This is a genomic window from Exercitatus varius (assembly GCF_029577735.1).
Lineage (GTDB): Bacteria > Pseudomonadota > Gammaproteobacteria > Enterobacterales > Pasteurellaceae > Exercitatus > Exercitatus varius.
Genome location: NZ_JARQTO010000010.1, coordinates 60,437 through 81,283, shown reverse-complemented (window position 1 = coordinate 81,283; position 20,847 = coordinate 60,437). Strand labels below are relative to the sequence as shown.

General features: G+C 44.7%; 14 protein-coding genes and 6 tRNA genes. 13 read left to right on the top strand and 7 right to left on the bottom strand.

The window, feature by feature from the left end:
• Positions 1 to 7 precede the first annotated feature (7 nt).
• Entirely contained in the window at positions 8 to 2,662 is a 2,655-nt protein-coding gene (locus P7M01_RS08370; RefSeq protein ID WP_317483536.1) for an MlaD family protein, read from the bottom strand.
• On the bottom strand, positions 2,640 to 3,899 hold the full coding sequence (locus P7M01_RS08365; protein ID WP_317483535.1) for a paraquat-inducible protein A: 1,260 nt from the start codon (positions 3,897 to 3,899) through the stop codon (positions 2,640 to 2,642). The genes P7M01_RS08370 and P7M01_RS08365 overlap by 23 nt, the downstream gene beginning before the upstream one ends.
• A 183-nt stretch (positions 3,900 to 4,082) precedes the next feature.
• Between P7M01_RS08365 and proQ the strand changes: the two genes are divergently transcribed.
• From proQ to P7M01_RS08310, 11 genes are all read left to right on the top strand, one after another.
• Positions 4,083 to 4,739: an RNA chaperone ProQ gene (proQ, locus tag P7M01_RS08360; RefSeq protein ID WP_317483534.1), complete on the top strand. Its 657-nt coding sequence runs from the start codon at positions 4,083 to 4,085 to the stop codon at positions 4,737 to 4,739.
• A 102-nt stretch (positions 4,740 to 4,841) separates the two neighbouring features.
• Positions 4,842 to 6,917, top strand: a complete 2,076-nt coding sequence (prc, locus tag P7M01_RS08355) for a carboxy terminal-processing peptidase (protein ID WP_317481442.1) — start codon at positions 4,842 to 4,844, stop codon at positions 6,915 to 6,917.
• A gap of 64 nt (positions 6,918 to 6,981) precedes the next feature.
• The gene (locus P7M01_RS08350) at positions 6,982 to 8,466 is read left to right on the top strand and encodes a L,D-transpeptidase family protein (RefSeq protein ID WP_317483533.1); all 1,485 of its coding nucleotides are present in this window, start codon (positions 6,982 to 6,984) and stop codon (positions 8,464 to 8,466) included.
• Positions 8,467 to 8,578: 112 nt separating this feature from the next.
• A complete protein-coding gene (locus tag P7M01_RS08345; protein ID WP_202937773.1) occupies positions 8,579 to 9,139 on the top strand; it encodes a YcbK family protein in 561 nt (186 codons plus the stop codon).
• Between the two features lie 60 nt (positions 9,140 to 9,199).
• Positions 9,200 to 9,835: an MBL fold metallo-hydrolase gene (locus P7M01_RS08340; protein WP_317483532.1), complete on the top strand. Its 636-nt coding sequence runs from the start codon at positions 9,200 to 9,202 to the stop codon at positions 9,833 to 9,835.
• A gap of 264 nt (positions 9,836 to 10,099) precedes the next feature.
• A tRNA-Met gene (locus P7M01_RS08335) sits at positions 10,100 to 10,176 on the top strand.
• A gap of 18 nt (positions 10,177 to 10,194) precedes the next feature.
• Positions 10,195 to 10,277: transfer RNA gene (locus P7M01_RS08330), tRNA-Leu, on the top strand.
• A gap of 28 nt (positions 10,278 to 10,305) precedes the next feature.
• A tRNA-Gln gene (locus P7M01_RS08325) sits at positions 10,306 to 10,380 on the top strand.
• A gap of 42 nt (positions 10,381 to 10,422) precedes the next feature.
• A tRNA-Gln gene (locus tag P7M01_RS08320) sits at positions 10,423 to 10,497 on the top strand.
• Positions 10,498 to 10,540: 43 nt separating this feature from the next.
• Positions 10,541 to 10,615: transfer RNA gene (locus P7M01_RS08315), tRNA-Gln, on the top strand.
• Positions 10,616 to 10,727: 112 nt separating this feature from the next.
• Complete coding sequence (locus tag P7M01_RS08310; RefSeq protein WP_317483531.1) at positions 10,728 to 11,996, top strand: NRAMP family divalent metal transporter; 1,269 nt, start codon at positions 10,728 to 10,730, stop codon at positions 11,994 to 11,996.
• 35 nt (positions 11,997 to 12,031) lie between these two features.
• Here P7M01_RS08310 and uvrB read toward each other — a convergent pair whose 3' ends face one another.
• Positions 12,032 to 14,071, bottom strand: a complete 2,040-nt coding sequence (gene uvrB / locus P7M01_RS08305; RefSeq protein ID WP_317483530.1) for an excinuclease ABC subunit UvrB — start codon at positions 14,069 to 14,071, stop codon at positions 12,032 to 12,034.
• Between the two features lie 556 nt (positions 14,072 to 14,627).
• Here uvrB and P7M01_RS08300 point away from each other — a divergent pair.
• Both P7M01_RS08300 and P7M01_RS08295 read left to right on the top strand, forming a co-directional pair.
• A tRNA-Asn gene (locus P7M01_RS08300) sits at positions 14,628 to 14,703 on the top strand.
• A gap of 152 nt (positions 14,704 to 14,855) precedes the next feature.
• Complete coding sequence (locus P7M01_RS08295) at positions 14,856 to 15,818, top strand: calcium/sodium antiporter (RefSeq protein WP_317483529.1); 963 nt, start codon at positions 14,856 to 14,858, stop codon at positions 15,816 to 15,818.
• Positions 15,819 to 15,927: 109 nt separating this feature from the next.
• Here the strand turns inward: P7M01_RS08295 and dnaJ are convergent, their stop codons facing one another.
• The 4 genes from dnaJ to P7M01_RS08275 form a co-directional block, all read right to left on the bottom strand.
• Positions 15,928 to 17,061, bottom strand: coding sequence for a molecular chaperone DnaJ (gene dnaJ / locus P7M01_RS08290; RefSeq protein ID WP_317483528.1), 1,134 nt, complete (start codon positions 17,059 to 17,061; stop codon positions 15,928 to 15,930).
• Positions 17,062 to 17,101: 40 nt separating this feature from the next.
• Positions 17,102 to 17,404 (bottom strand): hypothetical protein, encoded by a 303-nt coding sequence (locus tag P7M01_RS08285; protein WP_317483527.1) that lies wholly within the window; start codon positions 17,402 to 17,404, stop codon positions 17,102 to 17,104.
• A 2-nt stretch (positions 17,405 to 17,406) separates the two neighbouring features.
• Positions 17,407 to 19,311, bottom strand: coding sequence for a molecular chaperone DnaK (gene dnaK / locus P7M01_RS08280; RefSeq protein ID WP_317483526.1), 1,905 nt, complete (start codon positions 19,309 to 19,311; stop codon positions 17,407 to 17,409).
• Between the two features lie 332 nt (positions 19,312 to 19,643).
• The gene (locus tag P7M01_RS08275) at positions 19,644 to 20,831 is read right to left on the bottom strand and encodes an iron-containing alcohol dehydrogenase (RefSeq protein ID WP_317483525.1); all 1,188 of its coding nucleotides are present in this window, start codon (positions 20,829 to 20,831) and stop codon (positions 19,644 to 19,646) included.
• Positions 20,832 to 20,847 lie beyond the last annotated feature (16 nt).

The window sequence follows — 20,847 nt, the reverse complement described above, 5'->3', positions numbered from 1 at the left end:
TGTTTTTTTATTGTGCGATGACGCCGGAATTCCATTGTTTGGATTCGTCCGGACGGCGAATCTGCAACAGAAAACGTTGGTTGGCTTTCGCTTGCGGTTGCACGATGGTGCCGGACGGCGTCGAAAACGCGATGCCGCCTTTCATTAACTGCTGCACGGAACCGGTATTCACTTCGATGCCGTTCCAGCCCAAACCTGCCGTATAACCGGAAGAAACCCAGAATTGCGTATTCTGGCGGACCAAATGCGCGTGCTTGTTGTCAATTAATACATGGATTAACACGCGATCGCCGAGGCCATTTAGCTCCATATCCTCAATTTTGCCCACATCCACGCCGCGATACATAACCGGCGCGCCGATGCTGAGATTGGATGCGTCATTGGCTTCCAAAATAATTGGGAAGCCCGAATTCAACTTGGCGTTTTGCGGGCTGTTTTGATCGATAAGCTGGAATTGCGTTTGGTATTTGCCCGTTCCCGCGTCAATATCGATATAAGGCGCCAGCAGGGAATCTAAATTTTCGATTCCGCCCGCGGAAATTCGGGGCGAGATAACGCGGAAGCTCGATCCTGATTTGGCGACAATTCCCATATATTGCGGGTTCATGAATGCTTTTGCGATCACTTTCTGCGATTTAGTGTCCAGCGCCAGACTTTCAATTTCTCCCACGTTCAAGCCCATGTAACGCAACGCCATCCCTTTGCTCAAATTGGAGGCGTCGTTTGCCGTTAGCGTGATGACTTGCCCGGCGGATTTTGCCCGCAGTTCGTTGGCATAAAGCGTGCGATTATTGCCCGAACCGGAATTATCAAAGCTGATTGCGCCTTTGAGCGAACGTGCGATAGGCGATGCCTGAATGCTAATGCCTTTTGGGGTAATGTCGATTTGTGCGGCGCTTTCCACCCAAAACAGGCTTTTATCGGTGAGCAAATTCCGGTGTTTCGGATAGATATACAGATCGACCTCAAAATGCGATTTAGTCGGACGGATATCGAGAATTTTACCCACTTCATACTGGCGATACAGCACCAGCGAACCTTTATTAATGCTTGGTAGGTTGGTGGTTGTCAAAGTCAGGGTCGGCGTTAACACATTAGTGGTAATACCGGCTTCCGCATTACTTTGATTTTGATACAGCGGATAACTTGCCAATGGTTTGCCCTGATTGTTGTTATTCACCACTCGGATACCGCCCTGCAGCCATTTATCCGGTGAAGCGGCTTCGACTTTGACGCCGTCTACGCCGAGAGAAACATCCAGATTGGATGCGGCAATAAATTGCGTGTCGGCATGGATCAAGTGACGATATTGTCCGGCGACGGCAACGTTGAATTTTACGCCGTCGGTATGAATATCCTGTGCGATGATTTCGCCGATATCAATGTTGTTATAGTAAAGCTTTTGGCCTTCGGTAATGCCGTAAGTTTCCGGCGCCGTCAATGTTAACGTCAGCGTATCGGCTTGTTGCAGCAATAACTCGTTTTCTTTAATGATGTTGAATTGATTTTTCGGTTCGCCGTCGCCGGGTATCAATTCGATGTATTCGCCTCGAAAGGCGGTCGATAGATCGGATAAATTGCCTAAATTGACTTTTGAACGACGCAAAACGAAAGTCGTGTTGGTTTTCAGCAAATCTTCACTTGACGGATTAAGTAATAATTTCCCCGAAATATTTTTGTGAGCAACTTCCGTTTGGGTTAATTCCGATAAAATTCCGACGGGAATCTGCTGATAGAACACTTCCGTTTGACCCGGTTTTAACCCGGTCATATTAGGCAGCGTGACATTGACTTCAACGCCTCGTTGTGCGGATTTTATGTTCGGATACAGCGTATAATTTTCGTTTTGTTCCGCTTTCTGACTGTTTTCCGGCGAATCGAACGTCATCGCACCCTGGACAATGGCGTTCAGGCTGTCCATATCCACATGAATGCCGCTCATGCCGATATCGGCTTTAATTCCGCTGATGTTCCAGAAACGGGAATCTTTTTTCACTAAATTGGCGTAGCTTTTTTCAATGACCACGTCGATTTCCACTTTTTTCTGATCTTTGGTGAAGCGGTAATTCATCACTTTTCCTACCGGCATTTTTTTGTAATACACGGAAGCCCCGGTGGATATGGAACCGAGATCTTCACTGATAAGACGAATCAGCAAATCGCCGTCTTTGATTTGCGCCACCGGGCCTTCGGTTTCGGCGATAAAGTTATCTTCATAGTCGCCTTCGCCGGGTTGAAGCGTAATGTAATTACCGGAAATTAAGGTATCCAAACCGGAAATTCCGGCCAACGACGCATTAGGTTGAACCAGCCAGAAACGGGTTGTTTCGCGCAAAACGGTTTTTGCTTCGGGATAAATATTCGCTTCCACTTCGACTTTTTTGAGATCGTCGGTAAAGCTGACTTTTTTGACAATCCCGATTTGTAAACCCTGATAACGGATTTGAGTTTTATCGGCAACCAAACCGTCGCCCGTGGCAAAAGTAATATGAATCGTGTGGCCCTGTTCTCTGATAATTTGAAAGAATAGGGTCGCGCCAATAAATAATGCGATCAGCGGAAGCAGCCAAAACGGTGAAATTCGACGGGATTGACGAATATTCGCGGCTTCGACGGATCCGGCCGATTCTTGCGACGAATTAATGGGATTCTTGTTTTTCATAAATTTTCCAGAGTAAACGACTATCGAAATTAGTGGTGGCAATCATGGTTAAAAAAACCGAAGCACCAAAGTAAAATGCGGCGGGTCCCACCGAAAAACTGATAATTTGTCCTCGGGTCACTAAGGACATCATTAGCGCCAGTACGAATAAATCGAGCATAGACCAGCGCCCGACAAAATGAATAATATGAAATAAACGCATTTGCCATTTTATGGAATGACGCCAATTGAAGTGAATACTGCCGAGTAAATAAAGCATAATCAATACTTTGCTAATAGGCACGAAAATACTGGCGGTAAAAACAATAAACGCGACAAAATAACTGCCCATATTGATAAAGGAAATGACGCCCGAAATTAAGGTGTCGCCGGACGGAATATTATTCATAAAGGTATAGGAAATCGGGTAAAGATTGGCGGGGAACAGCATAATAATCCCCGCAATCAACGGCGCCCAGGTCTGCTGCAGGCTGATTGCCGCCGATTTATCCAATTCCGAGTGACAACGTGGACAGATTGGGCATTGTTTTTCGTCAAGCAACGGATGTTCAAAGGTATAGTCGCAACTGGAGCAAAAGTGCGGGCGATTTTCGTTCGATATTTGTGATAAACGCATATGCTGAGGATAAAAATCCGCCCATAGTTCGCGCGGATTAATTTTGATGAACAGCAGGGTGATGAGGATCGCAACGGTGATAAACGCAATGAGATAAATGTCAAAGTGGAGCGAAGCGTAATCCCGCACCTTAAAAGCGCTGACGCCGAGGGCGACGAGATAAACGTCGAACATCACCCAGGGTTTTATATAATCAATGGCAATGAGCAAATTGCGCGGCGTTCGTTTTATAATTTGCACGATACGCAGCAAAATGACTAACAATGCAAAGGAGATCGGCGCAAATACCGCCGTCAGAAAGACCATAAACGCCGTGTAAGGATAACCTTCCGTCGCCATTTTCCATACGCCGCCCCAGATGGAAGCGTCGACTTTTAAGCCGATTAAATCTACGCTGAGCAACGGATATGTCAATGCGAAGGGCATTAAAATCAAAATGGAAAAGGCAATCAGCCCGCAACGTCGTAATGACCAGCGATCCTTCGATTGCAACGTGTGATGGCAGCGAGGACATTCCGCATGTTGACCTTTCTTCAATTCGGCGATGGCGACGACCGCATCGCATTCGCCGCAGCGAGCGATGGAAGTCAGTGAAGCGGAATGAGAAATTGAGTTTGCCATAAGTTACCGTAGCGTAAAATAATGCCGTATTTTAGAGATTTTTAAAATAAAAGGCAAAAGTGCGGTCAGAAAATGAAACAAAACTGATATTTTATCCATTTATTGATTAATTCATTGCCAATTTTTAAAAAAGTGCGATAAAATACGCTCAATTTTCTATATTTTTATCAGACAGGAATTAACATGACTGACGTTCAATTAAGCGAACAAGCCGCAGAAGCACAAAACCAACCGGAAGTGCAGAAATTATCAGGCAATAAAGAAATTATTGCTTATTTAGCGGAAAAATTTCCTCTTTGTTTTTCAGTAGAAGGTGAAGCGAAACCGTTAAAAATCGGATTGTTCCAGGATTTGGCCGAAGCATTGCAAGACGATGAACGTATCAGTAAAACCCAATTACGTCATGCATTACGTCAATATACGTCCAATTGGCGTTATTTACACGGTTGTCGTTTAGGGGCGGAACGTGTGGATTTGCAAGGTAATCCTGCCGGTGTTTTGGAACAGGAACATGCCGATCACGCCGCACAACAATTAGCCGAAGCAAAAGCTAAACTGGCCGAAAAACGCGCGGCGGAAAAAGCCAACCAGAAAAAACGCCAATCGCGCAAACCTCAAACATCAGGTAATAAACCGACCGCTCCTAAAACGCCGCGTCAACCGAAAATCGACTTAAAGTCAATCGAACTTGTTATGCTGCAAGTCGGTCAGCAGGTGAAAATTAAAGCGGGTAATGCGGTACAAAGTGCCACCGTATTGGAAGTCGCAAAAGATTCCGCCCGCGTGCAGCTTGAAAACGGATTAATCATAAACGTGTCATCGGATCGTTTATTTGCCTAGTGTTTTGGTATGTCGTTTGTAATACAACGGCATCGTATGCATCGGTAGGAATTATCCTAACGGTGTTTTTCTTTATTTAGGGATATTCTTTAGGAATGCTCAATGAAATTAAATAAATCAAAAAGCTTTTTGGCTGCTTTTGTACTAAGTGTATTGTTTAGTGGACAAGTAGCCGCGGTTCAACCAAGTATCAAAGCAAACGAAATCACCATTCCACAGGTTACGGAAGAAAATTCATTAGCAACAAAACGTGTGGCGACTCGTTTAACGCAGTCGCATTATCGCAAATTCCAATTAGATGATGCTTTTTCACAAAAAGTTTTCGATCGCTACTTAGACGGATTGGATTACAACCATAATACATTTTTGCAATCGGATATTGATAATTTGCGTGCTCAATACGCCAATAAACTTGATGACGAGTTAAATGAAGGTAAATTGGATATTGCCTTTGCCATGTACGAATTAATGAGCAAACGCCGTTACGAACGTTATGAATATGCTTTATCACTTCTGAATAAAGAGCCTAATTTAACGGCGGACGATCAAATTGAAATTGATCGTCGCAAAGCGGGTTGGCCCAAAGATACGGCAGAAGCGAATAAGCTTTGGGAAGAACGCGTTAAAAATGATGTGATCGATCTCAAATTAAAAGAGAAAAAATGGCCGGAAATTAAGAAAACATTAACGAAACGTTATAATTTGGCCATTCGTCGCTTAACTCAAACGAAAGCGGATGATATTACTCAATTATTTTTAAACGCATTCTCCCGTGAAATTGATCCGCATACTAGTTATCTTGCGCCGCGTACCGCTAAAAGTTTTAATGAGAGCATGAATCTTTCATTAGAAGGAATCGGCGCGACCTTACGCCAGGAAGATGACATGACCATTATTCAATCTTTAGTTCCCGGCGCACCGGCGGCACGCAGTAAAAAAATCAAAGCGGGCGATAAAATTATCGGTGTCGGTCAAGCGAAAGGGGAAATTGAAGATGTCGTCGGTTGGCGCTTGGAAGATGTAGTTGACAAGATTAAAGGGAAAAAAGGCTCGAAAGTCCGTTTAGAACTTGAATCTGAAAAGGGCGGAAAAACCCGTATCGTCACCGTCGTTCGAGATAAAGTCCGTATTGAAGACAGCGCGGCGAAACTTACGGTGGAAAAAGTCGACGGCGAAATGGTCGCGGTAATTAAAATCCCGACCTTTTATATCGGTTTAACCGCCGATGTCCGTAAATTGCTCAATCAAATGAAAGAGAAAAAAGCGACGTCTTTAATTGTGGATTTGCGTGAAAACGGCGGCGGCGCTCTGACGGAAGCGGTTGAACTGAGCGGATTGTTTATTTCCGACGGTCCGGTCGTGCAGGTTCGTGATGCTTACAACCGTATTAAAGTGCATGAAGATCCGGATAACGCGCAAGTATATTCCGGCCCGTTATTAGTAATGATTAACCGACACAGCGCTTCCGCTTCGGAGATCTTCTCGGCAGCGATTCAGGATTACAATCGCGGCGTTATCATCGGACAAAATACCTTCGGTAAAGGCACCGTACAACAAAGTCGTTCATTAAATTTTGTGTATGATTTGGATCAGGATCCGTTGGGTTTCATTCAATATACCATTCAGAAATTCTATCGGATTAATGGCGGCAGCACGCAAATGAAAGGGGTGGCGGCAGATATCAAATTCCCTGAAATTATTGATGCGAAAGAAATCGGCGAAGAGAAAGAAGATAATGCCTTGCCTTGGGATAAAATTCCGGCGGCCACTTATTCCGTTGCCGGGGAAGCGAATCGGGTAGTGGACGAATTGACCCGAAAACACATGGCTCGTATTGAAAAAGATCCGGAATTTGTAGCGTTAAATGAAGAGCTGAAAATTCGTGACGAACGCCGAGAACGTAAATTTGAATCGCTGAATTTTGAAAAACGTAAAGCGGAAAACGATAAAGATGACGTTCGTCGCCTTAAAGCGCTGAATGATCGGTTTAAACGCGAAGGTAAGGCGCCGTTAAAAGATATTAATGATTTGCCGAAAGATTATGAAGCGCCGGATTTCTTCCTGAAGGAAGCCGAGCACATCGCGGCGGATTTCGCTAAGTATCAGATTGCTCATATGCACGATTCGGCACAAGCCGAAACAACAAAATCTGCCGAGACAATCTCAACACAAAAATAATTTTTTTACTGCATTAAGGGACAAAAGTGCGGTCAATTTTTTCGTTATTTTTTAAGGAATAGGTATGGCACAATCTAAACGTTCATTTAAATTCGCTCCGTTGGTGGTTTTAATTTCGGGGCTATGCACGAGTTGTGTGTTATCCGATTATTTCCCGAATACCTCTAACCGCGAAAATATTGATGTAGATTTGGCTACCCAGCAGGTTGAACAGCAAAAACGCGAAGAAGCCGAGCGTTTGGAAGCCGCACGTAAAGCGGAAGAAGAACGACTGGCGCAGGAAAAACAGCGTCAGGCGGAAGAAAAGCTGGTGAGTATTGTAGGCGATCGTCCGTTGCAATTTAAATCGGCGGTAGCCAAAATTTATGCGGATCGCGAATATGAACAGATTTGGACGGATTCCGCCGCAGAAAAACAATTCTTACGCGAATATGCCGCCATGGTTGCCAGCGGGATTTCCGCCCGTTCCGCGCATTCGCTCGATTTAGTTGCCGGCGAGACGGACAAACAGATCTACGATATTTTGTTGACCGACGCATTTTTGGATTATCTTTATTATTCGAAGAATGTCACGCAGTCCGCACAAAGTTGGTTGTATTCGGTAAATGGCTATCACGCCGGCACGCCAACGGATGAAGATATCGCCTTGTGGCTCGAGGCGGTAAAAAATAACGGAAATCTGAATTTTATCAACGGGTTGCATGCAAATAACAGTTTGTATCAACAGACGATTAACCATATCGCCGCTAATTTAAATGCGGTTAAAAAAGAGTCTGCAAATAATAATTATAAATTAGCGATTAATGCCCAACGTTTGCGCATTATTCCGGATTTCTACAACGGGATTTTCGTTAATATCCCGAGTTATCAATTAAATTATTATCGTAACGGACGGTTAACCTTAAATTCCCGGGTGATTGTAGGAAAAAACGAGCGTCGCACGCCGGTAATGTACAGTAAATTAAGCAATGTCGTGGTGAATCCTCCTTGGAACGCGCCGACCCGCTTGATTAATGAAGACATTATCCCGAAAGTAAAACGTGATCCGGGTTATTTGGCGCGCCACGGTTACAGTATTATTGACAGCAAAGGTAATACGGTGAACCCTTATGACGTCAACTGGGCCGCGATCGGGAATAAATTCCCGTATCGACTGCGTCAGGCGGCGGGAGATAATAGTGCGCTCGGCCGTTATAAATTTAACATGCCGAGTTCCGATGCCATTTATTTGCACGATACGCCGAATCACGCATTATTTGATAGCAAAAATAGAGCGTTGAGTTCCGGTTGCGTAAGGGTGGACAAATCGGATCAGCTGGCTTCTATTTTGTTGAGTGAAGCCGGTTGGTCGTCGGATAAAAAACAACGCGTATTGGACAGCAAAAAAACCACATCCGCATTGATTCAGTCCGATAATCCGGTTTATCTTTATTATGTCACCACTTGGGTCGAAAATGGTAAAGTGCAATCGTTGCCGGATATTTACGGTTACGATCGGGTCGGACACCCGGATTACGTAAATTGGGAAACGATTCAAAAATACTTATAATTTTGACCGCACTTTTACGCTGTGTTAAAAGTGCGGTTAAATTTTTCTAACGATGAACTTCAAAAATTTCACTCTGTCATAATTTGGTATGACTTTTCATAAAGAGAATAGTATGGCTGAAATAAATTTAAGCAGACGTAAATGGTTGTCCCTCGGAGGAATTGCATTAGGCGCGGCGGTTTTGCCTGATTTCGTGTTGGCGGGCGTGTCTACCCCCAAACCCAGAATTCTGCGTTTGCGCAATATTAATACGGGAGAATTTTTTAATACGGAGTTCTCGGAAGGTTCATTCATTTCGACGAGTGTGCAAAGGAAATTCGATTGGTTTATGCGGGATAAACGCAATAATTTAGTGCATCGCATGGATCTAAAGCTGTTTGCTAAATTGTACCGTATTCAAAGTAATTTAGGCTTGCGGAATGCGGAAATTCAGATCATTTGCGGTTATCGTTCGCCGGCAAGCAATGCGGCAATGCATCGTCGAAGCCGTGGGGTAGCCAGCAACAGTTACCATATTCGCGGTCAGGCGATAGATTTCCGTATCGATGGCGTGCCATTAAATAGCGTGCAGCTGGCGGCGCAACGATTACAGTCCGGCGGAGTAGGATTTTATCCGTACAGTAATTTTGTGCATGTGGATACCGGGCCGGTCAGAACCTGGCGCGGTAGCTAAAAACATCCATTTTTTTGACCGCACTTTGTGCGGTTTTCCTTTTTATTGAGAGAGAATGATATGAAGCTAGATATTATTCCGGTGACGTCTTTTCAGCAAAATTGCAGTCTTGTTTGGGATGAAAAAGACAAAAGCGCCGCAATCATCGATCCCGGCGGCGAGGCGCCGAAATTAATTAAGCGCATTGAAGAATTAGGCCTTAATCCGAAAATGATTTTGTTGACTCACGGACATTTGGATCATGTAGGCGCGGCGATAAAGTTAAAGACACATTTCAATTGTGAAATTTTAGGTCCTGCTCAAGCGGATGAATATTGGTTTCAAATGTTGCCTCAACAATCCCGTCAATTCGGTTTGTTTGAAGCGGAGGCGTTTTTGCCCGATCGCTGGTTAAACCGGGAAGGAGAAGTGATTCAATTAGGCGAGTTGGGTTTTGAAGTGTTACATTTGCCGGGGCATACGCCGGGGCATGTCGGGTTTATTGATCATGTTCATCATATCGCCTTTACCGGCGATGTGCTGTTTAATCAAAGTATCGGCCGAACGGATTTTCCCGGCGGGAATCATGGGGATTTAATGCGCTCGATTAAAGATAAATTATTTACTTTGCCTGACGATACCATTGTGATTGCGGGGCATGGTCCTTATACCACCATCGGACAGGAAAAAATGCATAATCCTTATGTTCATGGATAGCGAATATGCTAAACGGTTTAATATCATATTCAAACGAATATCGGTTAAAAATCATGACGAAAATTGACCGCACTTTTACGTATTATTGTGATTTTTCGTAATTTGAACGAGTTATGCCGGCTTTGCGGTGAATTGTTTAATCTCTAGGCGATTGGCGCAATATTCCGGATTTTTTACAAAAAAGAGTTGACGGCATAGGCTGAAATCAGCATAATACGCTCCGCAAAGCCGATGACGGTAACGCAATAAAATCTAAAAATATATGGCTACGTAGCTCAGTCGGTTAGAGCACAACACTCATAATGTTGGGGTCACAGGTTCGAATCCCGTCGTAGCCACCATATTTTTAATTTTTATTGGCGGAAGTGGCGAAATTGGTAGACGCACCGGATTTAGGTTCCGGCGCTTGTGCGTGTGGGTTCAAGTCCCTCCTTCCGCACCATTTCATTAGCTTGCATTCTTTTAGTTGATGGGGTATCGCCAAGCGGTAAGGCACTGGGTTTTGATCTCAGCATTCCTAGGTTCGAATCCTAGTACCCCAGCCATACTGTCGTATTAATTCTTGTTCATCTTAAGATAATGTCTATTGGGGTATCGCCAAGCGGTAAGGCACTGGGTTTTGATCTCAGCATTCCTAGGTTCGAATCCTAGTACCCCAGCCATATTGCCGTATTCGATTTTTGTTCATCTTAAGATAGCGTCTATTGGGGTATCGCCAAGCGGTAAGGCACTGGATTCTGATTCCAGCATTCCTAGGTTCGAATCCTAGTACCCCAGCCACCTTTCGTTTTCATTACTTAACCGTTCATATTTGTATAAATATCATTGTAAAAAACTGAAAAACAGGTAGAATTTGCCCACTCTTTTCACTTTTTATACGAATATACAAATCATGAATACACAAAATACCGAGAAATCTTCTTGGCGATCAAAATTAGCCGCATTAGGTCCGGGGATTCTCATGGCATCTGCGGCGGTGGGCGGTTCGCATATTATTATGTCAACTCAAGCCGGTGCTATGTACGGCTGGCAATTAGCGTTAATTATTATTCTGGCGAATTTATTCAAATATCCGTTTTTTCGCTTTGGCGCTCAATATACGCTTGATAGTAATAAGACCTTATTAGAAGGTTATTTGGAGAAAGGCAAATTCTATTTATGGCTTTTCTTTTTACTCAATGTTTTCGCAACAATCATAAATACGGCCGCAGTAGGCTTACTTTGTGCGGCAATTTTAACATTCGTATTGCCCGTTACCGTTCCCGTTCCGGTTTTAAGTTTAGTGGTTATTGCCGTGAGCACTTTTATTTTGCTACTGGGAAAATACCGTATTTTGGACGGGCTGTCGAAATTAATTATGATTGCTTTGACGGTGACAACGGTGATGGCGGTGTTGATTGCATTTTGGCGTAACGGTATGCAAGGCGTCGCGCAACCTGATTTTGTCGCACCGACTCCGTGGAATCTCGGTCCGTTAGGATTAGGTTTTATTGTCGCGTTAATGGGATGGATGCCGGCTCCTATTGAGATTTCCGCAATTAATTCCATGTGGGTGGTGGCAAAACGCCGCCTGACTAATGTTTCTTATCAGGATGGAATTTTTGATTTTAACGTAGGTTTCATCGGTACGGCGGTGTTAGCTTTGGTCTTTTTGGCTTTGGGCGCATTAGTTCAGTTCGGTTCCGGCGAACAAGTGCAAATGATTGGCGGGAAGTATATTGCTCAGTTAATTAATATGTACGCTTCGACTATCGGAGAATGGGCGCGCGGTTTAATCGCTTTCATCGCATTTATGTGTATGTTTGGTACCACTATCACCGTAATTGACGGTTATTCAAGAACCAATGTGGAAAGTTTGCGACTGCTTCTAGGCAGTAAAGAAAGTTCGCCTAGAATTTTAAATATTGCCATTATTTTGGCCGCACTTTCCGGTTTGTCCGTAATTTTCTACTTTAATAACGCGGTGGGCCCGATGTTAAAATTCGCGATGATCGCTTCTTTTGTTTCCGCACCGTTATTTGCTTGGCTGAACTTTTCATTGGTATTACAAGGCGAACATAAGGTTCGGGGCGGATTATTCTGGCTATCCGTCGCCGGTTTGATTTTCCTCAGCGGATTCGCTATTTTATTTATCTTAAACGAATTCGGTTTGTTAGCGTAATGAAAATCCCGGCGGAAAAGTCGGGATTTTTTGTTTTATTCGAGTTCATCAAGCATAAATTCTTGCCGTAATCGGTGTAGTTGATCGCGTGCGGCGGCGGCTTTTTCAAATTCCAAGTCTTGGGCGTATTTGTACATTTGTTGCTCGAGTTTTTTGATTTCTTTCTGCAATTCTTTTGGGGTTTTCGGTATTTTATAACCTGCGGAAGATTCCTCAACTTTGTTATTACGGGATTTTCCTTTGAGGCGACCGGAACCCTGTCCGATGTCCAGCAGTTCTCCCACTTTTTTGTTTAGTCCCTGCGGAATAATGCCGTGTTCTTCATTGTATTTTATCTGTTTTTCACGGCGTCGGTTGGTCTCCGTGATGGCTTTATCCATGGAAAGGGTAATGCGATCCGCATACAAAATCGCTTTCCCTTTCAGGTTGCGGGCCGCTCGTCCGATAGTTTGGATAAGCGAACGTTCGGAGCGCAGGAAGCCTTCTTTATCGGCATCTAAAATTGCGACTAATGAAACTTCCGGAATATCCAAACCTTCACGTAATAAGTTGATGCCCACCAGCACGTCAAACTCGCCTAAGCGGAGATCTCGAATGATTTCCACCCGTTCTACCGTGTCAATATCCGAATGCAGATAACGTACCCGTACGCCGTGTTCTTCCAGGTAATCGGTCAGATCTTCCGCCATCCGCTTGGTGAGTGTCGTGACTAAAACCCGCTCATTTTTTTCCGCTCTTTGACGTGCTTCGGAAAGCAAATCATCCACTTGAATGGCAACCGGGCGAATCTCGATTTCAGGATCCACCAATCCGGTAGGGCGTACAACCTGATCGATAATTTCCGAACCGGATTTTTCTAACTCATAAGGTCCCGGCGTTGCTGAAACATAAATGGTTTGCGGAGCCAATCGTTCGAATTCTTCAAACCGCAACGGACGATTATCCAATGCGGAAGGCAGGCGAAAACCGTATTCAACCAAGGTTTCTTTACGGGAACGGTCGCCGCGGTACATCCCGCCGATTTGCGGCACGGTGACATGACTTTCGTCAATAATTAATAAGCCGTCCGACGGAACGTAATCAAATAATGTCGGCGGCGGTTCGCCCTCATTGCGACCGGACAGATAACGCGAGTAGTTTTCGATACCGGAACAATATCCCAGTTCGTTCATCATTTCGATATCGAACAAGGTACGTTGGGTAATACGTTGTTCTTCCAGTAATTTGTTTTCTTTGATGAAATATTCCCGGCGCTCCGCTAATTCCGCTTTAATTTTTTCTATGGCGTCCAGAATCTGTTCGCGCGGCGTCACATAGTGAGTTTTCGGATAAATCGTAAAGCGCGGAACGGCGCCGAAATTGGTGCCGGTGAGCGGATCAAACAAACTCAAACGTTCGATTTCATTGTCAAAAAGTTCTATACGTACTGCCTGATCGTCACTTTCGGCCGGAAAAATATCGATAATTTCGCCGCGCACCCGAAAGGTACCGCGTTGAAACGCCTGATCATTACGACTGTACTGTAATTCCGCCAAACGGCTTAAAATCTGACGCTGGTCGATAATGGCGCCGGCTTGCAGATGCAACATCATTTTCAGATAACTGTCCGGATCTCCCAAACCATAAATGGCGGAAACGGAAGCCACTACGATGGTATCGCGCCGTTCTAGGAAAGATTTAGTGGCGGACAGTCGCATTTGCTCGATTTGATCGTTAATCGAGGCGTCTTTTTCAATAAAGGTGTCACTGCTGGGAACATAGGCCTCGGGTTGGTAATAATCATAATAAGAAACGAAGTATTCCACCGCATTTTCCGGGAAGAAAGCCTTCATTTCCGCATAAAGTTGAGCCGCCAGCGTTTTATTGGGCGCCAGCAACATTGCCGGGCGATTGAGTTGGGCAATGACGTTTGCAATCGTAAAGGTTTTTCCCGAACCGGTCACGCCAAGCAATGTTTGGTGAGCTAAGCCGTCGTTAAGATTTTCGACAAGTTTTGCAATTGCGGAGGGTTGATCACCGGAAGGTTTAAATTCAGAATGAAGAATAAAAGGTTTGGTATTAATTTTGTGTGCCATTTGGAATACTGATCTCTTATAAAGTGGGTGTATTTTATCATATTTTTTACAGGATTTCAGACGGGAAAATTCTAGGTTTTACACAGGGTTAGGAAAGTCAAGCTGTGTAAGATAAAAAATTGATAAAAATTTATTTTAAATTTTATGGAAATTTTTTAACTTATTGAAATATAAGGAAATGTTATTTTACAACCAATTTTCGGTGCAATAAAAACAACCCTAGATTTTATAAGGCTTGCGCCCGTTTGTTAAAAAATAATTCACAGAGTTATCCACAGGTTGTGTGGATAGAAAAGTGCGGTCAAAAAATACGAAGTTTTTTGAACACCGGCGTTGCCCATGAGCGCTGAGCGCGACGTAATTTTATTGATCATGGCGAGCAAAAAGTTTAAATTTTAAGTTGACATTCGAGTTTAAGATCATTATTATTCGCGACCTATCGAAGCTAACTATGCTGAATATTGGGCTGAATATCGCCTTACTTCGAAACCGGAAACGCAAATGGCAAAGAACAATAGTGATCACGGTGAATCAGGTTAGCGATGCAAAAGTTTATTCCTCCTTAGTTCAGTCGGTAGAACGGTGGACTGTTAATCCATATGTCGCAGGTTCGAGTCCCGCAGGAGGAGCCATTTTTCTTTTGGTGAATACTTATTTGTCTCCTTTGATAAGTATTTATAATCAACCAAGAGCTTTTAGCCCGAATTTTCGGGCTTTTATTTTTTCTGCGTCTTTATAACTTTGATTTATTTCTTGTCATTAATTCATAACTTCGGAGAACACTATGATTTTTCCCAGCTTAGCCATTATCGCCGGATTGTTATTATTAATTTGGTCCGCCGATCGTTTTGTGGATGGCGCCGCCGCGGTAGCGCGTCATTTCGGTATGCCGCAACTTTTAATCGGTATTGTGATTATTGGTTTCGGCACCTCTGCGCCGGAAATGATTGTGTCGGCGATTTCTGCGGTGAACAATAATCCGGGTATCGCCTTGGGGAACGCTTACGGTTCGAATATTACCAATATTGCGTTGATTCTGGGCTGCACCGCGTTAATTTCTCCGCTGGCCGTGAATTCTCAGGTGTTAAAGCTGGAATTACCGATACTGCTTTTGATTACCGCGATTTCCGCTTATCTGATTTATGACGGCGAGGTTTCCCGTTCGGATGCGGTGATTTTATTACTGATTTTCGCTATATATATGAGCTGGACCGTTTGGCACGGTTTAACTCAGAAATCCGATACCTTGGTCGGCGATTTGCAGGAACATTTGAGTACGCGCGAATATATGCCGTTAATCGTGTCAATTATTTGGGTGCTTGTGGGGTTAATCTTGTTAATCGGCAGTTCCCAGCTGCTGGTATGGGGTGCAGTGGAAATGGCGAAATATTTCGGCATCAGCGATTTGGTTATCGGTCTGACTATTGTCGCCGTCGGCACTTCATTGCCCGAATTGGCGTCTTCTTTAATGGCGGCCCGCAAGGGTGAAGTGGATCTTGCGGTGGGCAATATTATCGGTTCCAACTTGTTTAATACCTTGGCCGTGGTGGGGATTGCCGGCGCAATTTCTCCAATGCACGTGGGGCAGGAAGTGTTCTCGCGCGATATGTTGGTGATGTCCGCGTTAACGGTGTTATTGCTGATTTTCGGTTTCGGTAAGAAAGAGGAAATTAACCGTTTGAAAGGGTTGATTTTCTTGCTGGCTTATATCGGCTACAATACTTGGTTGTTCAAAACGGCAATTTAATTTTCATCCAATAAAAAGTGCGGTCAATTTTTCGCTTGTTTTTTTAATCCAAAAAACATTCGGAATTTTGACCGCACTTTTAACGAATCGCGGGCGATGGCCCTTGCGATTATTTTCCTAAATTATCAAAGAATTTCTTCACACTATCGAGGAAGCTGGAAGATTTCGGACGTTGCGTCGTTTTGCCTTCCAGGCTGGTTTCCAGTTTGTGCAACAGATCTTTTTGTTCGTCCGTTAGTTTCACCGGCGTTTCTACCGTAATTTTACAGATTAAATCGCCCGCATAGCCGGAACGCATGGCGGTAATTCCTTTGCCGCGCATGCGGAACATGGTGCCGGTTTGCGTACCTTCCGGGATTTTGAGTTTCGCTCTGCCGTCCAGGGTCGGTACTTCAATTTCGCCGCCCAGCGCCGCCTGAGTGAAACTGATTGGGACTTCGCAGTAAAGGTTGTTGCCGTCACGTTCGAAAATGTGGTGATCTTTTACATGAATGACCACGTATAAATCGCCCGCCGGCGCACCGTTTTCACCTGCAGCGCCTTTGCCCGCCAACCGTAATTGGTTACCGCTATCGACTCCTGCAGGAATTTTAACGGACAGGCTTTCGGTTTTGTGTACGCGGCCGTCGCCGTGACATTTTTTACAAGGTTTCTCGATTTTTTTACCGGTTCCGTGACAGTGCGGACAGGTCGTTTCCGTCATAAAGAAACCTTGCTGACGGCGAACCCGTCCGTGGCCGTGACAAGTCGGACAGGTTTCCACTTTTGAACCTTTTTCCGCGCCGGTGCCGTCGCAATGATCACAAGATGCCAGAGTTTGAATCTGAATATCTTTGGTGACGCCGCGAACCGCTTCTTCCAGCGTGATTTCTATGTCGTAACGCAAGTCGTCTCCGCGTACCACGCGTTGGCGACTGGAACCGCTGCCGAACATTTCGCTGAAGATGTCTTCGAATCCGCCGAAACCGCCAAATCCGCCGCCGAATCCACCGGCTCCCGCACCGCCGAAACCGCCTTGTTCAAAGGCGGCATGACCGTATTGATCATAAGCCGCGCGTTTTTCTTTATCGCTTAGAATTTCGTAGGCTTCATTGATTTCTTTGAATTTTTCTTCGCTTGCTTTATCCCCTTTGGTGCGGTCGGGGTGGTATTTCATGGCGAGACGTTTATAGGCTTTTTTAATCGCTTTTTCGTCCGCACCGTGTTCCACACCAAGGATTTCGTAATAATCTTGTTTTGCCATTTATATATACCAAAAGGGCGAATACTCGCCCTTAAATTATTTAATATACTTTTCTCGCTGTATATTGATTATATAGTTTATCAATTCCAGGAAGGTCTATAAAAACATACAATCGCTCTAGATACTCACTAATATCAATTCTTTTATTATAGATTTTTGCTTCAGTTAACCCTGCCATGAGATTTTTTTCCATAAATTCAATTGTGGGTTGGCGAACATCAGTAAATAAGTGATATTTGAATTTCTTTGGAATTTCTGTTTTTATATCTATCAATAAACACTCAACACCATTTTCAGTAATATCTCTTGTTAAAGAGAAATCTATTACATTGTGTTTAGCCATAATTATTTATCCTTCACTTCTTCAAATTCCGCATCAACTACACCGTCGTCGTTTCCGCCTTGGGATTGTTGACCTTGCGTATTTGCCTGCGCTTGTTGTTGAGCGGCTTGCATTAATTTTTCAGAAACCTGGATTAAGGCTTGAGTTTTCGCTTCAATTGCGTTTTTATCATCGCCTTTCACCGCTTCTTCCAATTCGCTTACCGCTTTTTCAATCGGCGCTTTGTCGTCCGCAGATAATTTGTCACCGGCTTCCGTCAACTGTTTACGGGTCGCGTGGACTAATGCATCCGCTTGGTTACGGGCTTGGACCAATTCTTCAAATTTACGATCCGCTTCGGCGTTTGCTTCCGCATCACGAACCATTTGCTGAATTTCTTCGTCGCTTAAACCCGAAGAAGCTTTAATCGTAATTTGTTGTTCTTTACCGGTACCTTTATCTTTCGCGGAAACGTGGATGATACCGTCCGCGTCGATATCGAAAGTCACTTCAATTTGAGGCATACCGCGCGGAGCCGGATTAATGCCTTCAAGGTTAAATTGACCTAAAGATTTGTTGGCGCTTGCTTGTTTACGTTCACCTTGAAGCACGTGAATGGTTACCGCACTTTGGTTGTCTTCCGCCGTTGAGAACACCTGTGATTTCTTAGTCGGAATCGTAGTATTTTTCTCAATCAGGGTTGTCATCACGCCGCCCATGGTTTCGATACCCAATGATAACGGTGTTACGTCTAACAACAATACATCGGTGACGTTACCGGACAACACGCCGCCCTGAACCGCCGCACCCACTGCAACCGCTTCATCCGGGTTAACGTCTTTACGCGGTTCTTTGCCGAAGAATTCGGCTACTTTCTGTTGAACCAACGGCATACGGGTTTGACCGCCCACCAAAATCACGTCGTCGATTTCGGACACGCTTAAACCTGCATCTTTAAGCGCCACTTTCACAGGTTCCATTGAACGCGCTACCAAATCTTCCACTAACGCTTCCAATTTCGCACGGGTTAATTTAATGTTCAAGTGTTTAGGACCTGTGGCATCCGCGGTGATGTAAGGTAAGTTCACATCGGTTTGTTGTGCGGAAGACAATTCGATTTTCGCTTTTTCACCCGCTTCTTTCAAACGTTGCATAGCCAGCGGATCGTTACGCAAATCTACGCCTTGTTCTTTTTTGAACTCGTCAACCAAGTAGTTGATGACACGGTTATCGAAGTCTTCACCACCTAAGTGAGTATCACCGTTGGTTGCCAATACTTCAAAGGTTTTTTCACCGCCCACTTCATCAATTTCGATGATAGATAAGTCGAACGTACCGCCGCCTAAGTCGTAAACCGCAATAGTTTGGTTACCTTTGCCTTTATCCAAACCGTAAGCCAATGCTGCGGCAGTCGGTTCGTTAATGATACGTTTAACGTCCAAACCGGCGATACGACCGGCATCTTTTGTTGCCTGGCGCTGTGCGTCGTTAAAGTATGCAGGAACGGTAATTACCGCTTCGGTAACCGGTTCGCCCAGGAAATCTTCCGCGGTTTTCTTCATTTTTTTCAATACTTCGGCGGAGATTTGCGGCGGTGCCAGTTTTTCGCCTTTCACTTCAACCCATGCGTCGCCGTTATCCGCTTTGATGATTTGGAACGGCATAATGCTCACGTCACGTTGCACTTCGCTGTCTTCAAAACGACGACCGATTAAACGTTTAATCGCGAATAAGGTGTTTTTAGGATTGGTCACGGCTTGACGTTTTGCCGGCTGACCAACTAATGTTTCGTTGTCATTTGTGTATGCAATGATTGACGGAGTTGTACGATCGCCCTCTGCATTTTCAATAATGCGCGGTTTGTCACCATCCATTACCGCAACGCAAGAGTTTGTTGTACCTAAGTCAATACCAATAATTTTACCCATTTTGTTTCTCCTAGTTTTAATTCGTTTCACCGAACGCCTGCGCGTTCTTACGTGATATTAAAATGTGGATTGCAATTTCTTTTTCAAGAGGCAAATTTAAAAATTTTTTTAATTTTTCAAAAGTGCGGTGCAAATCCGTCTTGTTTTGGAAAATGGGGGAGTGGAGATGAATTTCAAGGGCACAATTAAAATTTTTACGGGAAAAATCCCGTGCAAAAGGCAAAATAATGTCGCCGCATGGGAAACGGATAAATTTATAATGCCGAATCTATCCGAATTCGGCATACCGAACGTCCGGTTTTGCTTTTATTGACGTGATAAAAACGCGCTCATTATGCGTTTTGCGCCGCCGTGTAAATAGCTATCATATCCTGTTCGTATAAGGGTTTGACGGCACCGGCGCAGCCGTTGGTGGCGATAGCGCATTTTCTAGCCATTTCGGCGATTTGCTCCGCACCGGCGTTTACGCCCAATTCGGATAAATTGGTCGGCATGCCGATGCTGCGAAAGAAGTCTTCCATGGCTTCGATGCCTTTTAAGGCGGTTTGTTCCGCATTCTCAGCCGCTGTAACACCCATCACTTGCACGGCGAAACGTTCGAAGCGCGGCAGGCAGTCTTTATAAACATATCTTGCCCAATGCCCCCAAATCGCCGCTAAACCCGCGCCGTGAGTGACACCGAACAAACCGCTTAATTCGTGTTCTAACATGTGAGTCGCCCAATCGCCTTGTCCGCCGCCGCAACCGGTTAAACCGTTATGGGATAAACTGCCGCTCCACATAATTTCTGCGCGGGCTTCGTAATTTTGCGGATCTTCTACCAGAATCCGCGCATTTTTCATCACGGTTTTTAATAAGCCTTCGGCAATGGAATCGGTGATTTCCATGGTGTTGTGTGGGGTAAAATAACGTTCCATAGTATGCATTAAAATATCCGCATTGCCGCTGGCGGTTTGATATGCAGGCAACGTCATAGTGAGTTCGGGATTTAAAATAGAGAATTTCGGGCGCGACAAATCGTTGCTATAACCCCGTTTGATGCCGCCTTCGTCTTTGGTGATGACGGAACTCGGGCTCATTTCGCTGCCGGCGGCGGCAATGGTTAACACGGTGGCGACCGGCAAGCAAGTGGCGGCCTGGCGTTTGCGATCGTAAAGTTCCCAGACGTCTTTATCGGGTTCGGCAACGCCGTAGGCAATGGCCTTGGCGGAATCAATGACGCTGCCGCCGCCCACGGCAAGAATAAAATCTACCTTTTCTTTTTTACACAAATCAATGCCTTGATAAACCAGAGATAACAACGGATTCGGCACCACGCCGCCCAGCTCCGTATAGGCGATGCCGGCGTTATCGAGCGAGGCTTTAATACGATCTAACAAACCGGATTTTTTCGCACTTTGACCGCCGTAATGAATCAGGATTTTTTTGCAGCCTTGAGCTTTAATCAGTTCGCCCGTCTGCTGTTCGGTATCTTTCCCGAAAATGATTCGGGTCGGCGTGAAATAATTAAAATTTTGCATCGTTATTCCTCCAGCT